The organism is Pseudomonas sp. JL2 (assembly GCF_031570495.1).
Lineage (GTDB): Bacteria > Pseudomonadota > Gammaproteobacteria > Pseudomonadales > Pseudomonadaceae > Aquipseudomonas > Aquipseudomonas rhizophila.
On the sequence record NZ_JAKUDH010000014.1, the window covers coordinates 42,159 to 59,122 of the forward strand.

Genomic DNA, 16,964 nt, shown 5'->3' on the forward strand with positions numbered 1-16,964 from the left:
GGTGGGTTACTCCAGATCTGAAAGTTTGCTGCGCTGGCGGGCAGCCTTTTCGCTGGCGATGCGCGCCAGCTCGGCCCGCACGGCGCGGCTGATCGCCTGGGCGTCCATGCCTGGCGTGGTGTGGATGTTGATTTCGTAGGTGTCGTGGCTGTCATGGACAGGTGCCGGGGCAGGGCTGATGGGCGCACGATCATCGATCGACAGCGAAGAGGCAGCGGCAGCCCCGGCCGGGAATTGCGGCAACGGCATGGCCGCCAGAGGCATGGCGGTTGCACCGAGGGCCAGTGTGCCGGCTGCCGTGAGTTGTTTGCTCAGGCTGGTCATAGCGCTCAGTGGCCCGTTTTGACTGCCCTCTAGACCCTGGGCCAGGCCGGCCATGGTGAAGCCGCCCAACTCCGCGAACACACGCGAGGGGCTGTGGATGTCGAGCTTTTCCTTGAACCAACCAATCACCGCATCGCCTGCGCCGGTGATGGCCTCCTTGGCTACGGTCAGGCTATTGGTGATGCCATTTGCCAGACCTTGAATCATCTGCGTACCCAGTTCAGCGAACTGTGCGGGTAGACCCAACAAAAGGCTGAGCATGTTGCCGATGACAGCGCCAAAACGCTCTCCCATTGACTGAGCCGCGCCGCCGACGTCTTCGACGGGCGCAAGTAGCTGGCCGAACCAGGTGATCAGGCTGCTGACGCCATCTGATATCAGACTGAACAGCGGGCGTGCGATGCTGCCCAGGAGTTCCATGGCCGCGCCGACACCTGGCAGCGTCATGACGGCCTGGCCCAGGTTCAGCAGCGATTGGCCGAGCCCCGCGAAACTATCCAGGACTGGTTGTAGTGCACCGACCAGGCCTTGCCAGAAACCGAGAAAGAAACCCTTGATGGGGGTCCAATACTTGTAGACCAGGACACCAGCGGCAACCAGGGCCGCGATGGCCGCCAGCAGCCAGCCGATGGGCGTCGCCATAATGGCGGTACCGACGGCACTGATCGCGCCGCCGAGCATCGGTAGCACGCTGGCGGCAGCTAGGCGGGCGTTGCTGACGAAAGCAGGTAACGCACTGAGCAAGCCACCCGCCGAGTGAGTGGCTACCAACGACCGCCAGACTTTCCCGAGCCTGCCGATGTTGGCACCGGCGCCTGCTGCTGCGGTGCGCGTGCCGATCAACTGGGCCTTAACAATGCCCAGGCGAATGCCAAACATACCCATGCCGTACCGCACCATGGCGAATGGGCCGAGGAGGCTCGCCATCGTCAATGCCAGGCCACCAAACACGAAGGCCAGACCGGCCACGGCCGCTACGACCTTGACCAGGCCGCCCGCCAGCTTGGGGTTCTCGCGAGCCCAGGCGCCGACGTTGTTGGCGACCTTTCCCAAAGTTTGGATCATCTCTTTCAGCTCAGGCGCCACGGCGGCGCCAAACTCGGCCATGGCATTGGTCCAGCTGCCTTGAGCGGCCTCCATGACATTGGTGAGGGTACCGAGTTGTTCGTTGACGCGCTTGCGCAGGTCGGCCTGGTTTTGCAGCTTCTGCTGAATTTCCCGGTAACCGTCGAGCCCCTTGCTCATCATGGTGTTCAAGGTGGTCATGGTTTCGGAGTCGTCGCCGAACAGATCCTTGATGGTGGCGGTGCGGTCTTCGTCGTTCAGGGTCTTGAGTTTTTCGACCTGAGCGAACAGATTTTCCAGGCCTGCGAAGTTGCCCTTGTCGTTGGTAAATTTGAAGCGGATGGGCTTGCCTTCCAGCTCCATGATCTTGTTGACGTCCTTGACCCCATCCTTGTCCAGGCCGGCCTGGAAGATCTTCCGAAAGGCGTTACCGGCCGCGCCGCCGTCCATACCGGCCTGGTCCATCATGATCAGCAGCGGTGCCAGCTCGGCAGCGGCGTCGATGCCCGATTTTTTGATGGTGTCCATGACCGGCGCGATCTTGCTGAAGCCCTGGAGCATGTTGGTGGGCTGTACACCTGAGTAGAACCCACGCTGGATGATGTCCATCAGCCCCATCATGTCCTTTTCGGATGTTCGGGTGGCGTCCTGCATCTTCGCGGCAAATTCAGCCGCGGCGGTTACGGGCATCTGCAACTGAACGCCCAAATACGCAGCCGCTTCGCCGGTTCCGCCGAGAATGCTCTTGGCGCTGAGGCCTTGGCGTCGCAGCATGGTCATCATTTCTTGAAAGTCGGCCGTGGTACCAGGTAGGCGGTCGCCCAGCTTGGTCGCCAGGTCGGTGATTTTCTGGAAGTCTTCAGACACCTTGCCGGTGCCGTCCATCATCGAAACCTTGAGTTGTGTGGCCGAGTCTTCGTTCGGCGCAAAGGCACCGATGGTCTTAGCCACCGGCCGACTCGCGGCATACCCCACACCCAGGCCGGCGGCGCCGTTCATCGCCATGTTGCCGGCGAGGTTCTGGGTTTTCTCCAGCTTGGCGCGCTCGATGGCAAGGCGCCTTTGCTGAGCATTCAACGCGACCAGGCGTTTGCCCTGTTCGCTGATGCTGGCGTTGGTAGCGCTGATTTGTTCGCGCAGCTGGCGTTCGTGACTGCTGAGGTTCTTGGTGCTGATGCCGGCGCCTTGCAGTTTGCTGCGCAGGGCCTGGAGCTGTACGCCCTGTTGTTGATGTTGTTCCTTGAGCTTCTGCGCTTCGCGAACGGCTGCCCGAAAGTCCTTGGTCATCGCCTTGGTCGGCGCACCGGTGGCGGCGAACTGATGGGACAGCGCCCGTACTTTATCGCGGGCAGCGACGAGGGCTTGTTCGGTCTGCTCGGCGGCAGCGCGCTGGGTGCGCCAGGCGCTAACGTCCTTTTGTTGGGTGTTGAGTTCCTTGAGGCGGTCGCGGGCTTCCTTGAGGGCGCGGGCGGCACCGATGCTGCCGTTGTTGATGGCCTTCAGGGGGCCGCTCGCCTTGTCGATGGCGTTGAGCAACACCTGAAGTTTTAAGTCATTCGCCATCAGTGGAACTCCGCACTCGGGCGCGCTCGCGCCATTCCATCAGTTCTTGCAGGCCCAGCTGGTCCATGTCAGCCGGTGCCCAATGGAAAACCACGGCCAGATCGGCCATGGCGTCTTCTACGCAACGAGGGACGCGTCCGTCTTCACCGACTTCTGCAACAAAAAACCGGAGATCTTGCTGCCACAGGCGAGCAGGTCGGCCGGGTCCATGCTGGCAACTTCCGGCGCGGTGATACCTGGTGCGCTGATGCGCGGCAGGATCTTGATGAGGGTGGCCACGTCCATATTCAGCAGGTCCACCAGTTGCACACCGCGCAGCTCGCCGGATTGCGGTTTGCGCAGGGTGATGCTGTCGATGACGGTCTTGCCACGGGTGATCGGGGTGTCCAGGGTGACGGTGTTGTCGTCAACCGGCGGCAGGGCTTCGAGGGTGTCTTCAGGTTTCATGTGTGGCTCCAGATTGCAGGGTTAACCGCCCTGGGTTAGGGCGAGAAGGGTCAGATGCCGAGGGCTTTGCGCTGCTCTGCCAGCATGTCCACGCCATTGACGATTTCGATGAAATTGAGCAGGTCGATTTCGATGATTTCTTCGTTATCGACGATCAGTTTGTAGTAGGTGCAGGTGGTGGTGATGCTGTGCTCGGTGTCTTCGCCCGGCTGAGCGTCACCCATTTCGATGGTCTCGTGCCGGCCGCGCATCACGACCTCCACGGCGCTGACTTCCTCGGTGTCGTCCTGCTGGAACGAGCCGGTGAAGCGCAACGCGACGCCCGAGGCGTTGACGGCGCCGAACTGTTTGAGGGCGATCAGATCCAGGCCGCCGGTCTTCCATTCGAACTGGATGCCATCATCCGAGAAGCCGAGATCAGCCTTGACCGGGCCATTCATGCCACCGCCGCGATAGGCTTCCATCTTGCGGCCGAGCGGGGGCAGGGTGACCGACTTGACCACACCGAGGTAGCTGTTGGCGTCGTTGAACAGGTTGAGGTTTTTGAGTTTGCGGGGCATGGCCATGGCGGGGTTCTCCGTTGCTCAGGCACAGGGTCAGCTCCCCTTGCGGGGAGGCCCGGTTTAGCTGTTGATCTTGCTGGCGAAGTCGATCAGGTAGCGGTCAGTGATGCGCTGCCGCAACGTGAGGTCTTCCAGCGGTGGCACCGGCGTGTAGTCGTAATCCAGGAACAGCTTGCCGGCCTTGAGCGTGTCCTTGTCGTTGGCATCCTCCGGGTACCAGCACTTGCCGCCGATCAGGTAGCCCGCCGCGATCATCTCGCGGAACTTGGCGTTCACCCCTTCGATAATGTCCCGCACCAGGGACGCATGCAGGGGCTTGTCCACTGCCCACATGTGCGCCTCGGCCATGGTGTCGGCGAGGATCTGCGCGGTGCGGGTGTAGTTCTCGAAGGCGAACAACGGGTCTTCACTGGTGGTGCGGCTGCCCCAGAAGCGGAAGCCGCCCTCATTGATGAGCGTGGTGACTTCGTTGCTGTTGAGGTAGTTGGCGTCCGTGGCCGGGTTTTGCAGATCCCAGAACACGTCGGCGCTGATGCCGGTGACGCCGTTGACCGCGACGTTGGACAGCGTCTTGTGCCAGCCCACGTCCTGATCGATCTTGGCGCGCAGACCCAAAGCCCGGGCCACGGCCGAGGCGGTGACAGTCGCGTTGGTAACGGTGCTCCAGTTCTGGAACTCCGGCCAGATGACCATGGCTTCGCGAGCGCCGAAGTTGTCACGGTAGGCGACCACCTCTTCCTTGGTTTTACAGCCCCAGGCGCTGACGTAAGCGAAGCCGCGCAACTGCTGCGCGATGGTGACCAGGGCGGTGGCAACCGGCAGGCTGTCGAGGCCTGGCACACCGAGAATGCGCGGCACCATGCCAACGCGAGCCTTGGCGGCGAGCAGGGCTTTCATGCCGGTGTATTTACCTTCGGCCGTGGTGGTGCCGATCAGGGCGCTGGTGGTTTCTGCCTCGGTCTCGCCTTCCTTTACCCTCACGACGATGGTGTAGGGCTTGGTTTGGTCGGCGATTGCCTGAAGACTCTTCGCCAGTGTGCCCGTGGTGCCGGCTTTGCCGATGGCGGTTTGGACATTGGTCAGCAGTACCGGTGTGTCGAATGGGAAAGCGGTGGCATCAGCGTCGTCGGCCGTGCAGACCATGCCGATAACAGCGGTGGGGATGGTGCGAATGGGGCGGGTGCCGTCGTTGAGTTCGATGACCCGCACGCCGTGGAGATAATCGGCCATGGGTTTGCCTGCGCAGTGATTGGGATGACAGTGCACAGGCTGCCCCGCGCGCGCCGGTTGGGCGAGCGCAGGGGCTTGTAGGAGGTAGAGATACAGAGAGGCAGACAGGTAACGTCCTGATAGTGGCTATTGCGGCTGTATTGCCAACCAGGACGGCGTTTCCGGCCGATGTTCCGCCAGAGGGAATTGGCCAGACTCCGGCCAGTTGCGCAAGCTCTGGCGGTACGCTTGCAGCTCGGTATATTGCTCCGCCGTCAGCGTGGTCGTAACTCCGCCTTCAAGCTCGTCGCGGTGGCGTGAAACAATCCCATCCGTCTCCAGCAGTCGCTCATCGCGCCAGCGCCGCTCAATAGCAGCCAAGACCTCTGGGGAGGTCGGTGGTGGATCGATCAGTACCGGGCCGTCCTCATGGCTGAAGTCGATAAACTTGCCCTGGGATTGCCCAGCTAAAAGCTCATCGCGCCGTTCTAACGTGATGACCTTTGCATCATCGGGAATGGTCTCGTTTATGGAGTCGTCAAAGAATCCATTAAACGCTTTACTCGAATAAAGCCCCATTAATTCACCTATTAATTTCAACGTTAATTCCCGACCGCCCACCAACTTACGAGCATGGCCGATGATGTGTAATACGAGCGCAGGGAAAACGTGGACGTACTCAGCGGTAGCAGCGTGGCAATGGGGTAGGAGCCCACAGCGGCCACGTTATCCGTGAGCGTTGTGTACCCGTGAAAAAACGCATTAGGAAAAGTCACCGGCAGAGTTATGGTATTCGTTGAATTAACTCCGCAAGGAAACGAGCCCCATTGCAGAATGGTACCGCTCGGCAACTTCGTGCATCCATTCGGACTATTCAAAGAGGCGAAAGGGGCGATTTTGCCGAATACACCAGTTCCCAATAAAAGCCAGGCGCCGCCTCCGACATATGTTATATCCACGTAAGTCTCAGGCGGAATACTTCTATTTGCCGCAGATGACGGAATGCTCGGCGCCTCCTGCATTTTATCCGCTCCTTGAACAGTCAGAAGCAAATTTACATTGCTCCAGTTCTGCAAGCGGATGGTTGCGCCTAGTGGAATGTTATTCGCTACTGAGTCGGGGATGCTGTACGAGACTGGGCCCGCTCCCCAGGCGTGAATCATTGCTCCGACGTGTGCAAGCGTCCCGACTAAAGGCGCAGTAAAACTGAAGAACCCCGAATACTCCACGCCTCGGTTTCTAACCCATTCCGTCGTGGTGAGCCTCTTGCTGCTGTCAAAGCGCGTCGGCGTATTCCCCGTGGGGTTGATCAGTGCGGGGGCGTCGATTGTCGCAAAGCCTTGCGTGATGTTCTGGAACGTCAGCGCCGTGGTGCCCAGCGTAATTGCCCCGTCGGTCACCAACTGCCACCGCGTGTCTGCCAGCGTGGTGCCTTGCTCCACTGGCACAAGCATGGCCGAGGTCACTTTGGCATTGCTGTCAGCATCTGGGGCACGTAACCATGCAGCCGCGCCGACCAGATAGATACCGTTGTCCTTGGCGGCCGCCTGGTTCTTTACCAGGACTCGATCACCCGCGACCAAGCTAACGCCGTCGATGGTTTGAAGGCCCGTTAAAGCGATATTGCCAGCGGTGGCTGCACGTACCGACTGCTTGCTGTCGAGCTTGTAGAGTTCGTCGCGGACTTTTGAATCCACGTAGGTGCGGGTCGCCAGGACAACGCTCGGGTCAATTTTCAGTTCGACGTTGGCTGTATTGCTGACGATGAGGTTCATCCGCACTACCTGGGTGCGGCCCGAACCCTGAGTCAGCAAAGGCTTGAAGCTCGGCGCGCAGTTCGCCACGGCGACCAGGTCCCCGTCGGCGTCATACAGGCCGACCTCCCGAATCCACCAGCCCCCGACGTTTTCTGGAATGATTTGCTCGGCGACGATGATGTTGGGGTTGGTTGGGTCCACGCTGAGCTGGTTCAACGGGGCACGCCGACGCTCATTGATCAACTGCGTTTGCTGTTCGCTGGGGATCGGATCGGTGTCATTGGCATCGCCGACACCCATCTGCGCGAATGTCCAGGGAATGCCCAGGGCATCTGCGTTGGCCTGCTTGGCCTTACCTATGGCGGTGAGAATGGCGAAAAACTGGGTGTTTTGGTCTGTCATGGGTAGATGTCCATGGTGTCGATCTGGTGTTCACGGCCGCCCTGATGGATGTAGCCCGTGACCTCGATGTCTCGCTGTGTAGGTGGGTAGATATCAATCTCGTCGCCATCGGTGATGCAGGCGCCGATATGAACTGAGCCGGTGGTTTCCAGGCTGATGGCGAGCCCGGTGAGATGGCGTGTCAGGGGTTTGGCATCGTCGATCAGCCAGGTCAGTTCCTGGTACATCTCCTCGGTGATACCGGTGTCGAGCACGCCCACCTTGAGCCTGAAGGTGGCGCGAGGGCCGACCGGAACGGTCTGCCACCATTCGATGATTTCGATCAGGTAGCCGAGCGGTTCAACGACACGGCGCAGTGACCCGATAGTGCCCTTGCGCGAATGGATGTAGTACGCGCTGCGGATGGCGGCGCGCTTGGCCGCTTCGGTCCACTTGCTGTCCCAGCGGTCCACGGAGAAAGCCCAGGCCAGGTAGGGCAAAAGGGGCAGTGGGCAAAGGTCGGGGTTGTACAGCGTGCGCAATGGAATCGGCACACGCTGAATTTGGGCCAGCGCCTGCGCCGCTTGACGCTCCAACGGCGTCGAATTGCTTGGAAGAAGGGGCGCGTCTGCCATCATTCGACCCCCAGCGCCAAATCGACGGCCGTGCAATACGGGGCCTGGTACTTCGTGGCAACGATGTCCGCCCAGTTCTCCAGCACGACCTTGCGCACACCCTCAACGTGCAGCGAGGCGTGGATAATCGACTCTGAAACCTCCAAGCCCAGGCGGCGCCTTTGGTGCACGAAAGCCAGCAACTGCGCATTGGCCGCCGAGAGAATCAACTCGCTCTCAGGACCGGACGTCGAGAGAAACAGCTTAGCCTTGACCTGGTAGTTGATGACCTGGGCGCTTTGCACAGTGAGCCGATCCGCGACAGGGCGGCGGTCGTCGTCGCTGAGGTAGGCATTGACCTTTGCCAGTAGCGCGGGCGAGGCGGTTCCGTCACCCAGAATCGATTGCACGGTTACCACCGCCTCGGCCGGGGCCGGGCTCTCGGCGGTGGCGTCGGCAACCTGGCCGTCGGCAGAGCGCGCATGAAAAATGTAGCTGTTACGCGGGCCGGCGGTGCTGAGGCCTTCCCATGCCATTTGAGCCCGCTCCCGCAGGCTGTCGTCGCTTTCCATCAGCAACTGGACCGGGGGCACGGCCGAGGCTTTGGCGGCCTGGATGACTAGGCGCTTGACATTGAAGTTGCCGGCCAGGTTCTCCAGGTCGCTGCCCTTGGCGAGGGCCAGCATGTTGGCGACAGATGCCTCATTGACGCGCTGACGCCATACCGTCTCGCGGTAGGCGTTCTCCTGGAGCAGTTTGGTCAGGGGCTCAGATTCCAGCTCAAGCCGTGCAGCGATCTCGGCTTGTTCCTCGACCGGCCAGAGGCTGATGGCGTAGGCCTTGCGCTCGACGAGGATCTGCTCGTAATCGATCAGTTCAACAACTTCGGGCGCGGGGAGCTGGCCCAGGTCAATCGCGACGAATGAGTTCATGCGCTGCCCCCCAGGTTTAGCGGCACGCTCAGGCTCAGCGGCTCGTTGCTATCGACGATGCTGCCCTCGATATCCAACGAGGATTGACCTTGCAGCGTGGCGCCCTGGAACTGCACGCGGCTCAGGCTGATACGCGGCTCCCAGCGCATCAGCGCCATGACGGTGGCCGCGTACACCTGCAAGCGGGTGATGTCGTTGAAAGGGTGGTCCACCAGCTCGGGCAACAGGCTGCCGTATTCGCGGCGCATGACCCGGGTACCAATGCGTGTGCTGAGGATGTCGCTCATGGATTGGGCGATGCTTTCCACGGTGGTGATGGCGGCGCCGGTGTGTCGGTTCATTCCGGTTTCCCCGTCTTGTCGCTGCCAGGCATCACGCCGCCGTGCGGGTGTTTCACCAGACTGATGCCGGCGGCTACTACGTCTACCGAGACGGTGACCTTACCGGTTACGTTCTGGTTGCCGGTCTGGGTGTAATCGCCCTGGTGGGTGATGTTGCCGACGATGTTGATGCCGCCGGTGCTGACCAGGTTGGTGGTGCCACCATCGGTGAGCGTGGCGTTGAGGTGGTTGGCGACGCTGTCGTACTCGATCACTGTGCCGTCACGGTAGGTGACGCGGTGTAGGCCCTCGCGGTCGCCGTTGGCGGGGATCTGGTCGCTGAAAAGGCCGGTCAAGGCAACGCCGTTGCCGAGTTGGCCCGAGGGGCTGAAGAGCAGAACCTGTTCGTTGACTGTCGGTGGGTTCCACTCTCGGTCGGAGCCGGCCCGCAGAGCGATCCACGGCAGCCAGGCAGTGGTCAGTGTTCCGGTTTTGACCTGCACACGCGGAGGCTGCATCTGGACGGCAGCGATGGTGCCGAAGCGGATGAGGTTTTCGATCAGGCGGGCGAGGGTGGCTAAGTTGTTCATGGCGCCGATGGTGGCGCCACGCGTGCGGGAGTGCAGCTTCGCAGAGTTGTGTGTTGACGCGCTACAAGCCTAAGGCTGCTCGTTTTGTTTCGGGTTGGGTTTTGGTCGCTTGGGAATGGTGTTTGCTATTTCCAAGGCCGATTTGCCACTCACAACTGTGCGACGGATAAACTGTTCGAGTGTAGTTAACAATATTTGAAATCCATCAAGAGTTGGACTCCATGCACGGTGTGCGGCGGCACTACCAGCATCTGTTACTACTTCAAGTGTTTTTGACTCTGTTTCGCCTATATAGCCTTCATTTAGGAGTAGGGCGACCTTTTGTTTTAATGTAAGCTCTGGGTCGATCTTAAGTACTGTGGTGGTACGATCAAAAGCGGTTCTCAAACCGACCGCCGCAAGAATTAACGCGCCATGCTCATATGCTTGGTACATTTCCTCTAGAATATGAAATAGCTGAGGGTCGATTTTCGCTATAGCCCAAACCCAATCCGGTTTTTCACTTTTCTTTTCAGGCGCTGGAAAAGTGATAGCAGTTACCGGGTTCGTGATGATTTCCTCTCTTGTGACCGGGTCGTAACTAATGTCCCAATCTTCTGAGTCCCAGCCACTTTTGTGGAAAAACACCACCTCGCATCCACAGCATTCCGCTATTTTGTAATCATTCTGTCCGTGCTGTGAATTATACCCATCGTGCCAACTCCATGGTTCCTCATGTTCACCATGTATAAAGCAAGTTCTTTCGCCGTCGCAGCGAGGACAGTGCGCCTTAAAAGTTTTAGACATGACCCACTTGCTCCTATCAGATCCATACTTGTTTAGATTGCATCTGGGTAAGCTTTTACCTGTTATTTGTTGAAATGGAAACCCTTCGGTAAAGCTACGTTCGGGTGGTGAAGTAAGTAAGCATCGAATCCCGAATCAGATCCAAGTCGGTATCCGTTAGCCCAAGGACCTTCCTCTGCTCATATCTCACATCAGGCGCCCCACGTTCGGCGCGATCTTTCAATCCGTACTGGTGCACCCGGGCAATGCGTGCAATTCGTCCTGTGAACCCGACGGTTATGGCATTTCCATCACCTTGAACCTTCAAAAAGCTCGCCGTGCGCAGCTTCTGAAACATCTGCACCTTTCGCTTCACTCGACCTTGCTTCCCCCGCAGGTTGCGTTGCTTTCGGGGCGCGTATTTGCTCCCGTCCGGGTTACGCTGGGCGATGATCCGCTGTTGCTGGCTGCGCCGCAGGGCCTGGCCGATGCTGCGGGCCAGTTTGTTGCGCGATGCCGGTTCCAGTTGTCCCAGCAGGCCGGCGGCCCAATCCTCCAGCGTTTCCAATCGGTTGGTCATTTCGGTACGACCCATTCACTGCCGGTGCCTTGGGCGCCAGGTATCCACGCCGGGTCGAGGAATGCGGCCACCTGCTTAGGCTCGCCAGGATGGTGGATGGTGGTATTGCCATCGGCGCCTTTCCCCACAACCACACGCTCGGTTAGCGGCAGTGTCAGGCTCAGGTCCACCTTGCTGTTGTCCAGGATATCGGCCTCGAACTGGATGCCCTCTGCGGACTTGTTCAGGTTCTCCAGCAGCTCGGACTGATTCACGCTCAGCCAGCCCAGCAACGGCAACATGACGCTGTCGGGGTGACCGGCATAGTCGGTGAGGATGACCTGTAGATCGAAGCTGTATTCGAAGGACAACGAGGCAGCCGCGGTGCAGCGGATTTTGCCGTTGTCGATGAAGATCAGCAGCCGGTCGGGGTTGTGCTTGAGTTCGGCCACTGTGCTCAGCAGATGGGCGCGCAGGCTTTCGGGTTTGTTCATGGGGCCGCCTGTTGATGGTTGAACACCATGTCTACCTGGCCGGCGCATTCAGCCCATGCGGCTTCGACGCGGTCCTGGTCGGTGAGCTGATCGCCGTTATTGAGTGGGCTTGTCGCCGGCAGGGTGCAGGGCACCACGGCCGGACAACCACTGACGATAAGCGTCGGCGCCGGTGAGGGCGGGGCGCTCGCGCAGCCGGCGAGCAAGCTCAGGCAAAGGCTGGTCAGCCCAGTTGCGAAGGTCTTCGTTTTCACGTTTCAGCGCCTCGATGGTTTGCTCGCGCTTTGCCAGGCCCTGGCGTAGCTGATCTTGCTGGGTCCGCAGGGCGGCTTGGGCAACGCGTTCGGCGTTCAGGGTGGTTTGCAGCGTGCCGACCGTGGTGCGCAGCCTGTCAGCTTCAGCGCGTGCGGTTTTGGTGTCCTTCTCCGCCAGCTCTGTGTTCTTCTCGGCTACGGTGAGGCGCTGTTCCTGGCCCCAGATCAGCAGAGCCAGGGCGCCCAGCAGGGCGATGCCGTACAGCGCCTGGCGCAGGGTGCTCATGCGCGGTACCAGCCCAGTTTGTTCATGTCGCCGACGTCCACCAGCTCCACCGGACCTCGCACGATGACTACTCGGCAACCGGGTGTCATGTAGGCCAGGGCTTCGCACAGCAGCTCCATATCGGCTTGCTCGGTATTTTCCGGCACCACCAACAGGTTGCCGTCTTGGACGTCCAGTTTGCGCACCGCCTCCAGATCGATCATGCCGCCACCGCCTGGCCGCAGCCGCACTCAGCGTGCCGCTCATAGGCGCGCTGGAGCTTGATGTCGTACAGGTTCCGCTGGTAATCCGGGCCGTTGTAGAGCTTGGCGAATTCGGCCCATTTACGGCCTTTCAAGGCCTTGTGCAGCACCGGGTCGGTCTGGATGAAACGCACGAAGGCGGCGAACTGTTGAGACTCGCCTGCACCCATGTCCTCGACCAGCGCCTGCACGCTGGCATAGCCCAGGCGGTGCCAGTGAAAGCCCATGATCTGGAGCGCGCCCCAGGAAGCGGATTCCAGCGCGGCGGTGTCGTCGATCAGGCGCGCATGGCTCAGGCGCTGATGCTCAGCAGTGCCGCCCGCATAGCCGCCGGACTTCGGGTTGACGATGGCCGGATTGGCGGCGGCCAGTTGGTCGGCGTGGCGCTTGAGTTCGTCGGGGTTGTCGCCTTCGTGGCGCGGCGTCGCGAGCTGGCGGTACATGATGTGCCGTTCGAACAGAATCACCGGCTTGCCGTTCGCCAAGAAGCCCTTGCCCTTGGATTCAACCTCGTTGACGGCATAGACGCTTGCCAGTGGCACGTCGAGGATCTGCGCGGCCTGCACCAGGTCCTCGTTTTTCAGCAGGAACTGACAGTCACCGCCGGCCAGACTGGCCTGGGTCTTTTCGCCGGCAACGCCATCGGCGACCAAACCGACTTTCAACTGATATGTCCTTACGGCCGCTTCAGTGGAGTCACCATAGTCGCCGTCCACCACCAGCCCGGCGCCGTGGTCGTTCAGGTTCTTTTGCAGGATGCGCACCGCTTGCGAGCGGTCGCCGTGGCGAAGCGTCGTCATAGCTGTTCTACCTTGCGAGTGAAAAATTTCTTGGCAGCGGCGCGAGTCCCCTCAACCCCAAGCAAACCGATTACCCCACCGAAGAACGGTGCGGTTGAGACGGGGATGCCGAGCAGCGCCAGGCCATGACTGGCGGCCAGTGCCAGGGCACCACAAAGGGGGGCCTCGACTGCCATCCGCCGCAAGGTGCCACCGCCATACATGATCCGTAGGGCGGCGATGGTCAGAGCCAGGATCCCCGCGTAAAGGGCAGGCCAGTTTTGTTCGAGCCAGGCGGCGAGCCAGGCCCAGGTGTCGGGACGTTCAGGCATGCGCTTCATTCCGTAATCCAGGGTTGGTGGGTTCGTGGGCTCGTTGCAGGTTGATCAGTCCCATAGGTTCACCATTTGCCGCTGTGGCGCGGTCGTCTGGGCTTCGGGCATCTGCACGGCCAAGCCTTGGGGCAGGATCGGCCCGAAGTCGGCCAGGCCGGGGTTGGCTTCGAGTACCGCTTCGGTTACGCCGGCCGTGCGGCCGTAGTGACGCCAGCACAGGGCGTCAACGGTGTCGTTTTGAAAGGCACGGACGGTGACGGGCATCAGATCAGCTCCACGGTGGTGCGGTTGATGCCAAGGAAGTCACGCACAGTCCAGCGCAAGTCCCGGCGGTAGTCGTCAATGTTTGGCGTGAGATCTTCGGCGTTCTGGTTGCCGCTGTTGGTGGTGTCGTAGGAGCGGTAGCGCTCACACACTTCGGCGCCGGTGGCGGCTTCGATGGCGCGGCGGTAGAGGTGCACCAGGACAGATACGTCGTTGATTTTTTCGCCGGGAACGTCTACCAGTTCGGCATGGCCTGCGGCCTGCTGGATGGCGCGCCATCCGCTCAGCTCGCGGTTGACGCTGATGGCGGCGGCAACGGCGGCGGTTTCCAAACGTGGCGCGGTGACGCTGGCATCGATCCGCAGGGTGGCTCGCAGCTCGTCGAGATCAATCGAGGGCCAGAAGACGTCGGTGTTGATGTGGCCGCTGGCGACGGGGCCGCTGGCTACGAATCCGCTCATGGAACAGCACTCAGAATTAGGTCGCCGGTGGTCGGGGCTTCACGTTCAGGAGGAGCGGCCTGGCCGATCCGCCCCGAGCCGGCGGGGTGCGTGGGGACGCTCGGTTAGCCGGCAGGGCCGGCAAGTTTGTTGAGCAGGCGTTCGGCCCGCTCCAGATCTTTCTTGCCACCGCAGGCGTTATGCAGGGCGATGGCTTTTTTCAGTAGATCCACACCTGCCTGGAGCTGGCCGGGTTGTCCTGGGGCCTCTTCGGTGATGCCTTCCAGCGTGGCGCGGCCCATGGCGAGAAACAGCTTGGCGCGGGCCTGGTCGGGCATGTCTTCGGCGTCGGTAAGCTCGGCGGTGCGGTGCAGGATTGCCAGGTCGAACGGTTCGCCAACCTTCTGAGCCTTGAATGCTGCCGTGGCGACTTCCTCGGCGACCAGGCAGCCCAAGGTGCGGGCGAAGCGGTCGGGCATGACCATCTTGTGTTCCAGTACGTAGGTCGCGATGTCGAGCCCACCGGTGAAGTCGCCGGCATCGAAACGCCAGACCATGACGGTGGTCAGTACCTCGTCCTGCGCGCCCTGGCCGCCTTCCAGCACACCTTGCACGTAGGGTTCATAGCTTGGCAGCAACTGGCGCTTGAGTTCGGCCTTGCCCTGGTTGGACTGGACCTGTTTCAGGCGCAGGCGGTCTTGCAGCAGTTGGTTGAGCTGGTGTTCGTAGGCTGTAGCGCCGGCCATGGTTTGGGTGGGTTCGGTCGCTGCCGCCTCAATAGCGGCAGTGACACGTTCAAAGTGGCGGCGGCAGGGGTTGATCATGATCGCCGCCTCAGTTCAGGGTGATGTTTTCGGCCATGGCCGCGCAGCCCAGGTCTTCGATGACGTAGCTTTCGTTCACCGATTCGTAGTTCTCGATGCGGTCGCGCTTGGCGTTGTCCACAACGGTGCGGCGGCGGGTACCTGCCTGCCAGTACAGCGACAGGTTATCCAGGCGGGTCACCAGCAGGCCGTTGGCCGGGAAGTGCGGCACGCGAACCGCCGGCAGGTTGCCGAGCCGTTTTTGACTGGTGACGATGTCAGCCGCCAGCATTTCGGTCGGCGCCTGGACCTTGTTGATGATCGGGAAGTACTTGTCGGCCAGCAGTTGGCGACCGCAGATGACTACCAGTTCGGTGTCCTCCTGATACCAAGGCTCGATGAACTCGTTGACCATGCTGACGACCAGGGCGTCGATGTTTTCGAAATCCTTGCCGGCGCCGATTTCGATTTTGCCGCTACCGTCCACCACCTCATCCAGAACCCGGGCAGGGTTCTCCAGGCGCATTTTCTGAAGCCAGCCGATGTTGACGTCCTGCAACAACGGGTTGGTGACCGGGTTGGATGTCGCGGCACGGCTGATGCCGTTCCAGCCAATCATGATCCTGTTGAGGGCCTGGGCTTTGATGATGGCGTCGCGGATGCGTGCTTGGAAGTCCTTGAACTTGGCCCACTGGTCCAGCTTCTGATAGCGCAGGCCGGTGTCGAAGTTAGTTTGGGTGCAGGTGTACCCACGGTCGTCCAGGCCGCTCGGGTCACGGGGCTCGCGGTCTTTGACGGTGGTGTCGGTGGTGCTGGCAATGGTGCCGTCGATGCCGATGCCAATTTTTTCACCCGATTGTTCCTGTACGCCATAGACGTTGATGGCGCTGAGGAAGGTGCTGGATTCCTGAATACGGGTTTCCAAGGTCTGGGCGACACTTGGGTCGGCGGTGAATTTGGTGGTGACGTCAGTCACCCCATGCAATTGCGCCAGTTGTTGCAGGTAGGCGTTGAACAGTACTCGGGTGTCGTTACGCATGTTGATCGTCCTTCATGATTCGGGGGCTGTGGTTGGGCTGACTGTCAGCAGTCGGTCACGACCAGGTCATTGCCGCCGGTTACAGGCGGACGTGGTTTCTGACTGTGGTCCTGGGTGGTGGAGAGCTTGGTTTTCAGCTCTGTTAGTTCCGTGCTGACCTGGTCGAGCCGGGTTTTCAGCCCCGCCGAAAATTGCTTTTCAGCAGCCAGTTGGTCGGGCAGATCCTTAACGTGTTCGGCGATGGCTTCGACCGCTTCGCCAATCTGGGCAAACTCGGTGTCGTCCTTGGCCTGTTTGCCGGTCAGCAGCGCTTGCACCTTGCTGAACAGCTGGGCACCGATGCTTGGCTTCTCTTCGATTTCCTCGAACTTCAACTCGGTTTCCAGCGCCTCGGTAAACATCGAGGTCGCCGAGTAGTGGCGGTCCTTGAACGGACTGGCGTCGGGTTTTTGGGCCGAGAACGCCAGGACGTCGGTACCCAAGCTGGCAGGCGAGTCGGTCACGGCCAGGCCGACGATGTAGGCCTCGCCGGTATCGGCAAAGCTGTCGTCGATTTCGATGGAGGTGTATATCTTCTGTTTCGCCTTGTTCATGGCGATCAGCTCGGGGGTGGGCTCAACCTGGGCGAACAGGGCCAGTTTTTTCTGGCCGTTGATGTCTACCTCTTCGGTTTTCACTGCCAGCACGTCGCCATAGGCTTTGAACGGGCTGTCGGGCAGCAGGCTGCGGAAATGTTCCAGCCAGATACGGGCGCCGTAGGTGGACGGGTTGAAGTTCTTGGCGGCCTGTTCCAGCCAGCTGCGTTTGATGGTGCGCTTGTCCGAAGTGGCGCCCTCGACGGCGACGCGGAACCAGTTGCTGCGAAACTTCTTCATGCCGGGAATCCTCAATGCGTGGGGCGCCTGCTGGGTTGAGCAGTGCGTTGCAATGAGGGGCATG

The 16,964-nt window shown here is 60.7% G+C and carries 23 protein-coding genes and 1 pseudogene; all 24 read right to left on the minus strand.

Annotated features, from left to right (window positions below; all coding sequences use genetic code 11):
• Nucleotides 1-6: 6 nt before the first annotated feature.
• A complete protein-coding gene (locus MKS85_RS18125) occupies nt 7-2,952 on the minus strand; it encodes a phage tail tape measure protein (protein ID WP_310663067.1) in 2,946 nt (981 codons plus the stop codon).
• A complete protein-coding gene (locus MKS85_RS18130; RefSeq protein WP_003183333.1) occupies nt 2,942-3,061 on the minus strand; it encodes a GpE family phage tail protein in 120 nt (39 codons plus the stop codon). The genes MKS85_RS18125 and MKS85_RS18130 overlap by 11 nt, the downstream gene beginning before the upstream one ends.
• Nucleotides 3,062-3,069: 8 nt before the next feature.
• On the minus strand, nt 3,070-3,399 hold the full coding sequence (locus MKS85_RS18135) for a phage tail assembly protein (RefSeq protein ID WP_145132726.1): 330 nt from the start codon (nt 3,397-3,399) through the stop codon (nt 3,070-3,072).
• Nucleotides 3,400-3,449: 50 nt separating this feature from the next.
• On the minus strand, nt 3,450-3,965 hold the full coding sequence (locus MKS85_RS18140; protein WP_310663068.1) for a phage major tail tube protein: 516 nt from the start codon (nt 3,963-3,965) through the stop codon (nt 3,450-3,452).
• A gap of 57 nt (nt 3,966-4,022) precedes the next feature.
• Entirely contained in the window at nt 4,023-5,192 is a 1,170-nt protein-coding gene (locus MKS85_RS18145) for a phage tail sheath protein (RefSeq protein WP_310663069.1), read from the minus strand.
• A gap of 126 nt (nt 5,193-5,318) precedes the next feature.
• A complete protein-coding gene (locus MKS85_RS18150; protein WP_310663070.1) occupies nt 5,319-5,771 on the minus strand; it encodes a phage tail assembly chaperone in 453 nt (150 codons plus the stop codon).
• 2 nt (nt 5,772-5,773) lie between these two features.
• Nucleotides 5,774-7,330, minus strand: coding sequence for a phage tail protein (locus tag MKS85_RS18155; RefSeq protein ID WP_310663071.1), 1,557 nt, complete (start codon nt 7,328-7,330; stop codon nt 5,774-5,776).
• Complete coding sequence (locus MKS85_RS18160) at nt 7,327-7,944, minus strand: phage tail protein I (RefSeq protein ID WP_198864138.1); 618 nt, start codon at nt 7,942-7,944, stop codon at nt 7,327-7,329. Before MKS85_RS18160 ends, MKS85_RS18155 begins: the two co-directional genes overlap by 4 nt.
• Nucleotides 7,944-8,855, minus strand: a complete 912-nt coding sequence (locus MKS85_RS18165; RefSeq protein ID WP_310663072.1) for a baseplate J/gp47 family protein — start codon at nt 8,853-8,855, stop codon at nt 7,944-7,946. Before MKS85_RS18165 ends, MKS85_RS18160 begins: the two co-directional genes overlap by 1 nt.
• On the minus strand, nt 8,852-9,196 hold the full coding sequence (locus tag MKS85_RS18170) for a GPW/gp25 family protein (RefSeq protein WP_310663073.1): 345 nt from the start codon (nt 9,194-9,196) through the stop codon (nt 8,852-8,854). Before MKS85_RS18170 ends, MKS85_RS18165 begins: the two co-directional genes overlap by 4 nt.
• Nucleotides 9,193-9,765, minus strand: a complete 573-nt coding sequence (locus MKS85_RS18175; protein WP_310663074.1) for a phage baseplate assembly protein V — start codon at nt 9,763-9,765, stop codon at nt 9,193-9,195. Before MKS85_RS18175 ends, MKS85_RS18170 begins: the two co-directional genes overlap by 4 nt.
• A 69-nt stretch (nt 9,766-9,834) precedes the next feature.
• Nucleotides 9,835-10,551 carry a DUF4145 domain-containing protein gene (locus tag MKS85_RS18180; protein ID WP_310663075.1) on the minus strand — a complete coding sequence of 239 codons (717 nt, stop codon included), beginning with the start codon at nt 10,549-10,551 and terminating at the stop codon, nt 9,835-9,837.
• A 94-nt stretch (nt 10,552-10,645) separates the two neighbouring features.
• Nucleotides 10,646-11,110: a phage virion morphogenesis protein gene (locus tag MKS85_RS18185; RefSeq protein WP_310663111.1), complete on the minus strand. Its 465-nt coding sequence runs from the start codon at nt 11,108-11,110 to the stop codon at nt 10,646-10,648.
• A complete protein-coding gene (locus MKS85_RS18190) occupies nt 11,107-11,583 on the minus strand; it encodes a phage tail protein (RefSeq protein WP_310663076.1) in 477 nt (158 codons plus the stop codon). The genes MKS85_RS18185 and MKS85_RS18190 overlap by 4 nt, the downstream gene beginning before the upstream one ends.
• Nucleotides 11,580-11,768 (minus strand): annotated as a pseudogene (lysC, locus tag MKS85_RS18195) (Rz1-like lysis system protein LysC); the annotation flags it as partial. The gene MKS85_RS18190 and the pseudogene lysC, both read right to left, overlap by 4 nt.
• Nucleotides 11,680-12,123, minus strand: a complete 444-nt coding sequence (gene lysB / locus MKS85_RS18200; protein WP_027912638.1) for an Rz-like lysis system protein LysB — start codon at nt 12,121-12,123, stop codon at nt 11,680-11,682. The gene lysB and the pseudogene lysC, both read right to left, overlap by 89 nt.
• Complete coding sequence (locus MKS85_RS18205) at nt 12,120-12,326, minus strand: hypothetical protein (RefSeq protein ID WP_310663077.1); 207 nt, start codon at nt 12,324-12,326, stop codon at nt 12,120-12,122. Before MKS85_RS18205 ends, lysB begins: the two co-directional genes overlap by 4 nt.
• Nucleotides 12,323-13,165 (minus strand): N-acetylmuramidase family protein, encoded by an 843-nt coding sequence (locus tag MKS85_RS18210; RefSeq protein WP_310663078.1) that lies wholly within the window; start codon nt 13,163-13,165, stop codon nt 12,323-12,325. The genes MKS85_RS18205 and MKS85_RS18210 overlap by 4 nt, the downstream gene beginning before the upstream one ends.
• Nucleotides 13,162-13,485, minus strand: coding sequence for a phage holin, lambda family (locus tag MKS85_RS18215; protein WP_305468006.1), 324 nt, complete (start codon nt 13,483-13,485; stop codon nt 13,162-13,164). Before MKS85_RS18215 ends, MKS85_RS18210 begins: the two co-directional genes overlap by 4 nt.
• Nucleotides 13,486-13,530: 45 nt before the next feature.
• Nucleotides 13,531-13,743 carry a tail protein X gene (locus tag MKS85_RS18220; RefSeq protein WP_310663079.1) on the minus strand — a complete coding sequence of 71 codons (213 nt, stop codon included), beginning with the start codon at nt 13,741-13,743 and terminating at the stop codon, nt 13,531-13,533.
• Entirely contained in the window at nt 13,743-14,204 is a 462-nt protein-coding gene (locus MKS85_RS18225; RefSeq protein WP_310663080.1) for a head completion/stabilization protein, read from the minus strand. Before MKS85_RS18225 ends, MKS85_RS18220 begins: the two co-directional genes overlap by 1 nt.
• A 104-nt stretch (nt 14,205-14,308) precedes the next feature.
• A complete protein-coding gene (locus tag MKS85_RS18230) occupies nt 14,309-15,007 on the minus strand; it encodes a terminase endonuclease subunit (RefSeq protein ID WP_310663081.1) in 699 nt (232 codons plus the stop codon).
• 10 nt (nt 15,008-15,017) lie between these two features.
• Entirely contained in the window at nt 15,018-16,025 is a 1,008-nt protein-coding gene (locus MKS85_RS18235; RefSeq protein ID WP_310663082.1) for a phage major capsid protein, P2 family, read from the minus strand.
• Between the two features lie 44 nt (nt 16,026-16,069).
• Nucleotides 16,070-16,900, minus strand: a complete 831-nt coding sequence (locus MKS85_RS18240; protein ID WP_003199772.1) for a GPO family capsid scaffolding protein — start codon at nt 16,898-16,900, stop codon at nt 16,070-16,072.
• Nucleotides 16,901-16,964 lie beyond the last annotated feature (64 nt).

Excerpts from the sequence above, each read along its gene's own strand:
- MKS85_RS18125 (WP_310663067.1), bottom strand. The coding sequence starts at position 2,952 with ATGGCGAATGACTTAAAACTTCAGGTGTTGCTCAACGCCATCGACAAG.
- MKS85_RS18130 (WP_003183333.1), bottom strand. The coding sequence starts at position 3,061 with ATGGCCGATCTGGCCGTGGTTTTCCATTGGGCACCGGCTGACATGGAC.
- MKS85_RS18135 (WP_145132726.1), bottom strand. The coding sequence starts at position 3,399 with ATGAAACCTGAAGACACCCTCGAAGCCCTGCCGCCGGTTGACGACAAC.
- MKS85_RS18140 (WP_310663068.1), bottom strand. The coding sequence starts at position 3,965 with ATGGCCATGCCCCGCAAACTCAAAAACCTCAACCTGTTCAACGACGCC.
- MKS85_RS18145 (WP_310663069.1), bottom strand. The coding sequence starts at position 5,192 with ATGGCCGATTATCTCCACGGCGTGCGGGTCATCGAACTCAACGACGGC.
- MKS85_RS18155 (WP_310663071.1), bottom strand. The coding sequence starts at position 7,330 with ATGACAGACCAAAACACCCAGTTTTTCGCCATTCTCACCGCCATAGGT.
- MKS85_RS18160 (WP_198864138.1), bottom strand. The coding sequence starts at position 7,944 with ATGGCAGACGCGCCCCTTCTTCCAAGCAATTCGACGCCGTTGGAGCGT.
- MKS85_RS18165 (WP_310663072.1), bottom strand. The coding sequence starts at position 8,855 with ATGAACTCATTCGTCGCGATTGACCTGGGCCAGCTCCCCGCGCCCGAA.
- MKS85_RS18170 (WP_310663073.1), bottom strand. The coding sequence starts at position 9,196 with ATGAACCGACACACCGGCGCCGCCATCACCACCGTGGAAAGCATCGCC.
- MKS85_RS18175 (WP_310663074.1), bottom strand. The coding sequence starts at position 9,765 with ATGAACAACTTAGCCACCCTCGCCCGCCTGATCGAAAACCTCATCCGC.
- MKS85_RS18180 (WP_310663075.1), bottom strand. The coding sequence starts at position 10,551 with ATGTCTAAAACTTTTAAGGCGCACTGTCCTCGCTGCGACGGCGAAAGA.
- MKS85_RS18185 (WP_310663111.1), bottom strand. The coding sequence starts at position 11,110 with ATGACCAACCGATTGGAAACGCTGGAGGATTGGGCCGCCGGCCTGCTG.
- MKS85_RS18190 (WP_310663076.1), bottom strand. The coding sequence starts at position 11,583 with ATGAACAAACCCGAAAGCCTGCGCGCCCATCTGCTGAGCACAGTGGCC.
- lysB (WP_027912638.1), bottom strand. The coding sequence starts at position 12,123 with ATGAGCACCCTGCGCCAGGCGCTGTACGGCATCGCCCTGCTGGGCGCC.
- MKS85_RS18205 (WP_310663077.1), bottom strand. The coding sequence starts at position 12,326 with ATGATCGATCTGGAGGCGGTGCGCAAACTGGACGTCCAAGACGGCAAC.
- MKS85_RS18210 (WP_310663078.1), bottom strand. The coding sequence starts at position 13,165 with ATGACGACGCTTCGCCACGGCGACCGCTCGCAAGCGGTGCGCATCCTG.
- MKS85_RS18215 (WP_305468006.1), bottom strand. The coding sequence starts at position 13,485 with ATGAAGCGCATGCCTGAACGTCCCGACACCTGGGCCTGGCTCGCCGCC.
- MKS85_RS18220 (WP_310663079.1), bottom strand. The coding sequence starts at position 13,743 with ATGCCCGTCACCGTCCGTGCCTTTCAAAACGACACCGTTGACGCCCTG.
- MKS85_RS18225 (WP_310663080.1), bottom strand. The coding sequence starts at position 14,204 with ATGAGCGGATTCGTAGCCAGCGGCCCCGTCGCCAGCGGCCACATCAAC.
- MKS85_RS18230 (WP_310663081.1), bottom strand. The coding sequence starts at position 15,007 with ATGATCAACCCCTGCCGCCGCCACTTTGAACGTGTCACTGCCGCTATT.
- MKS85_RS18235 (WP_310663082.1), bottom strand. The coding sequence starts at position 16,025 with ATGCGTAACGACACCCGAGTACTGTTCAACGCCTACCTGCAACAACTG.
- MKS85_RS18240 (WP_003199772.1), bottom strand. The coding sequence starts at position 16,900 with ATGAAGAAGTTTCGCAGCAACTGGTTCCGCGTCGCCGTCGAGGGCGCC.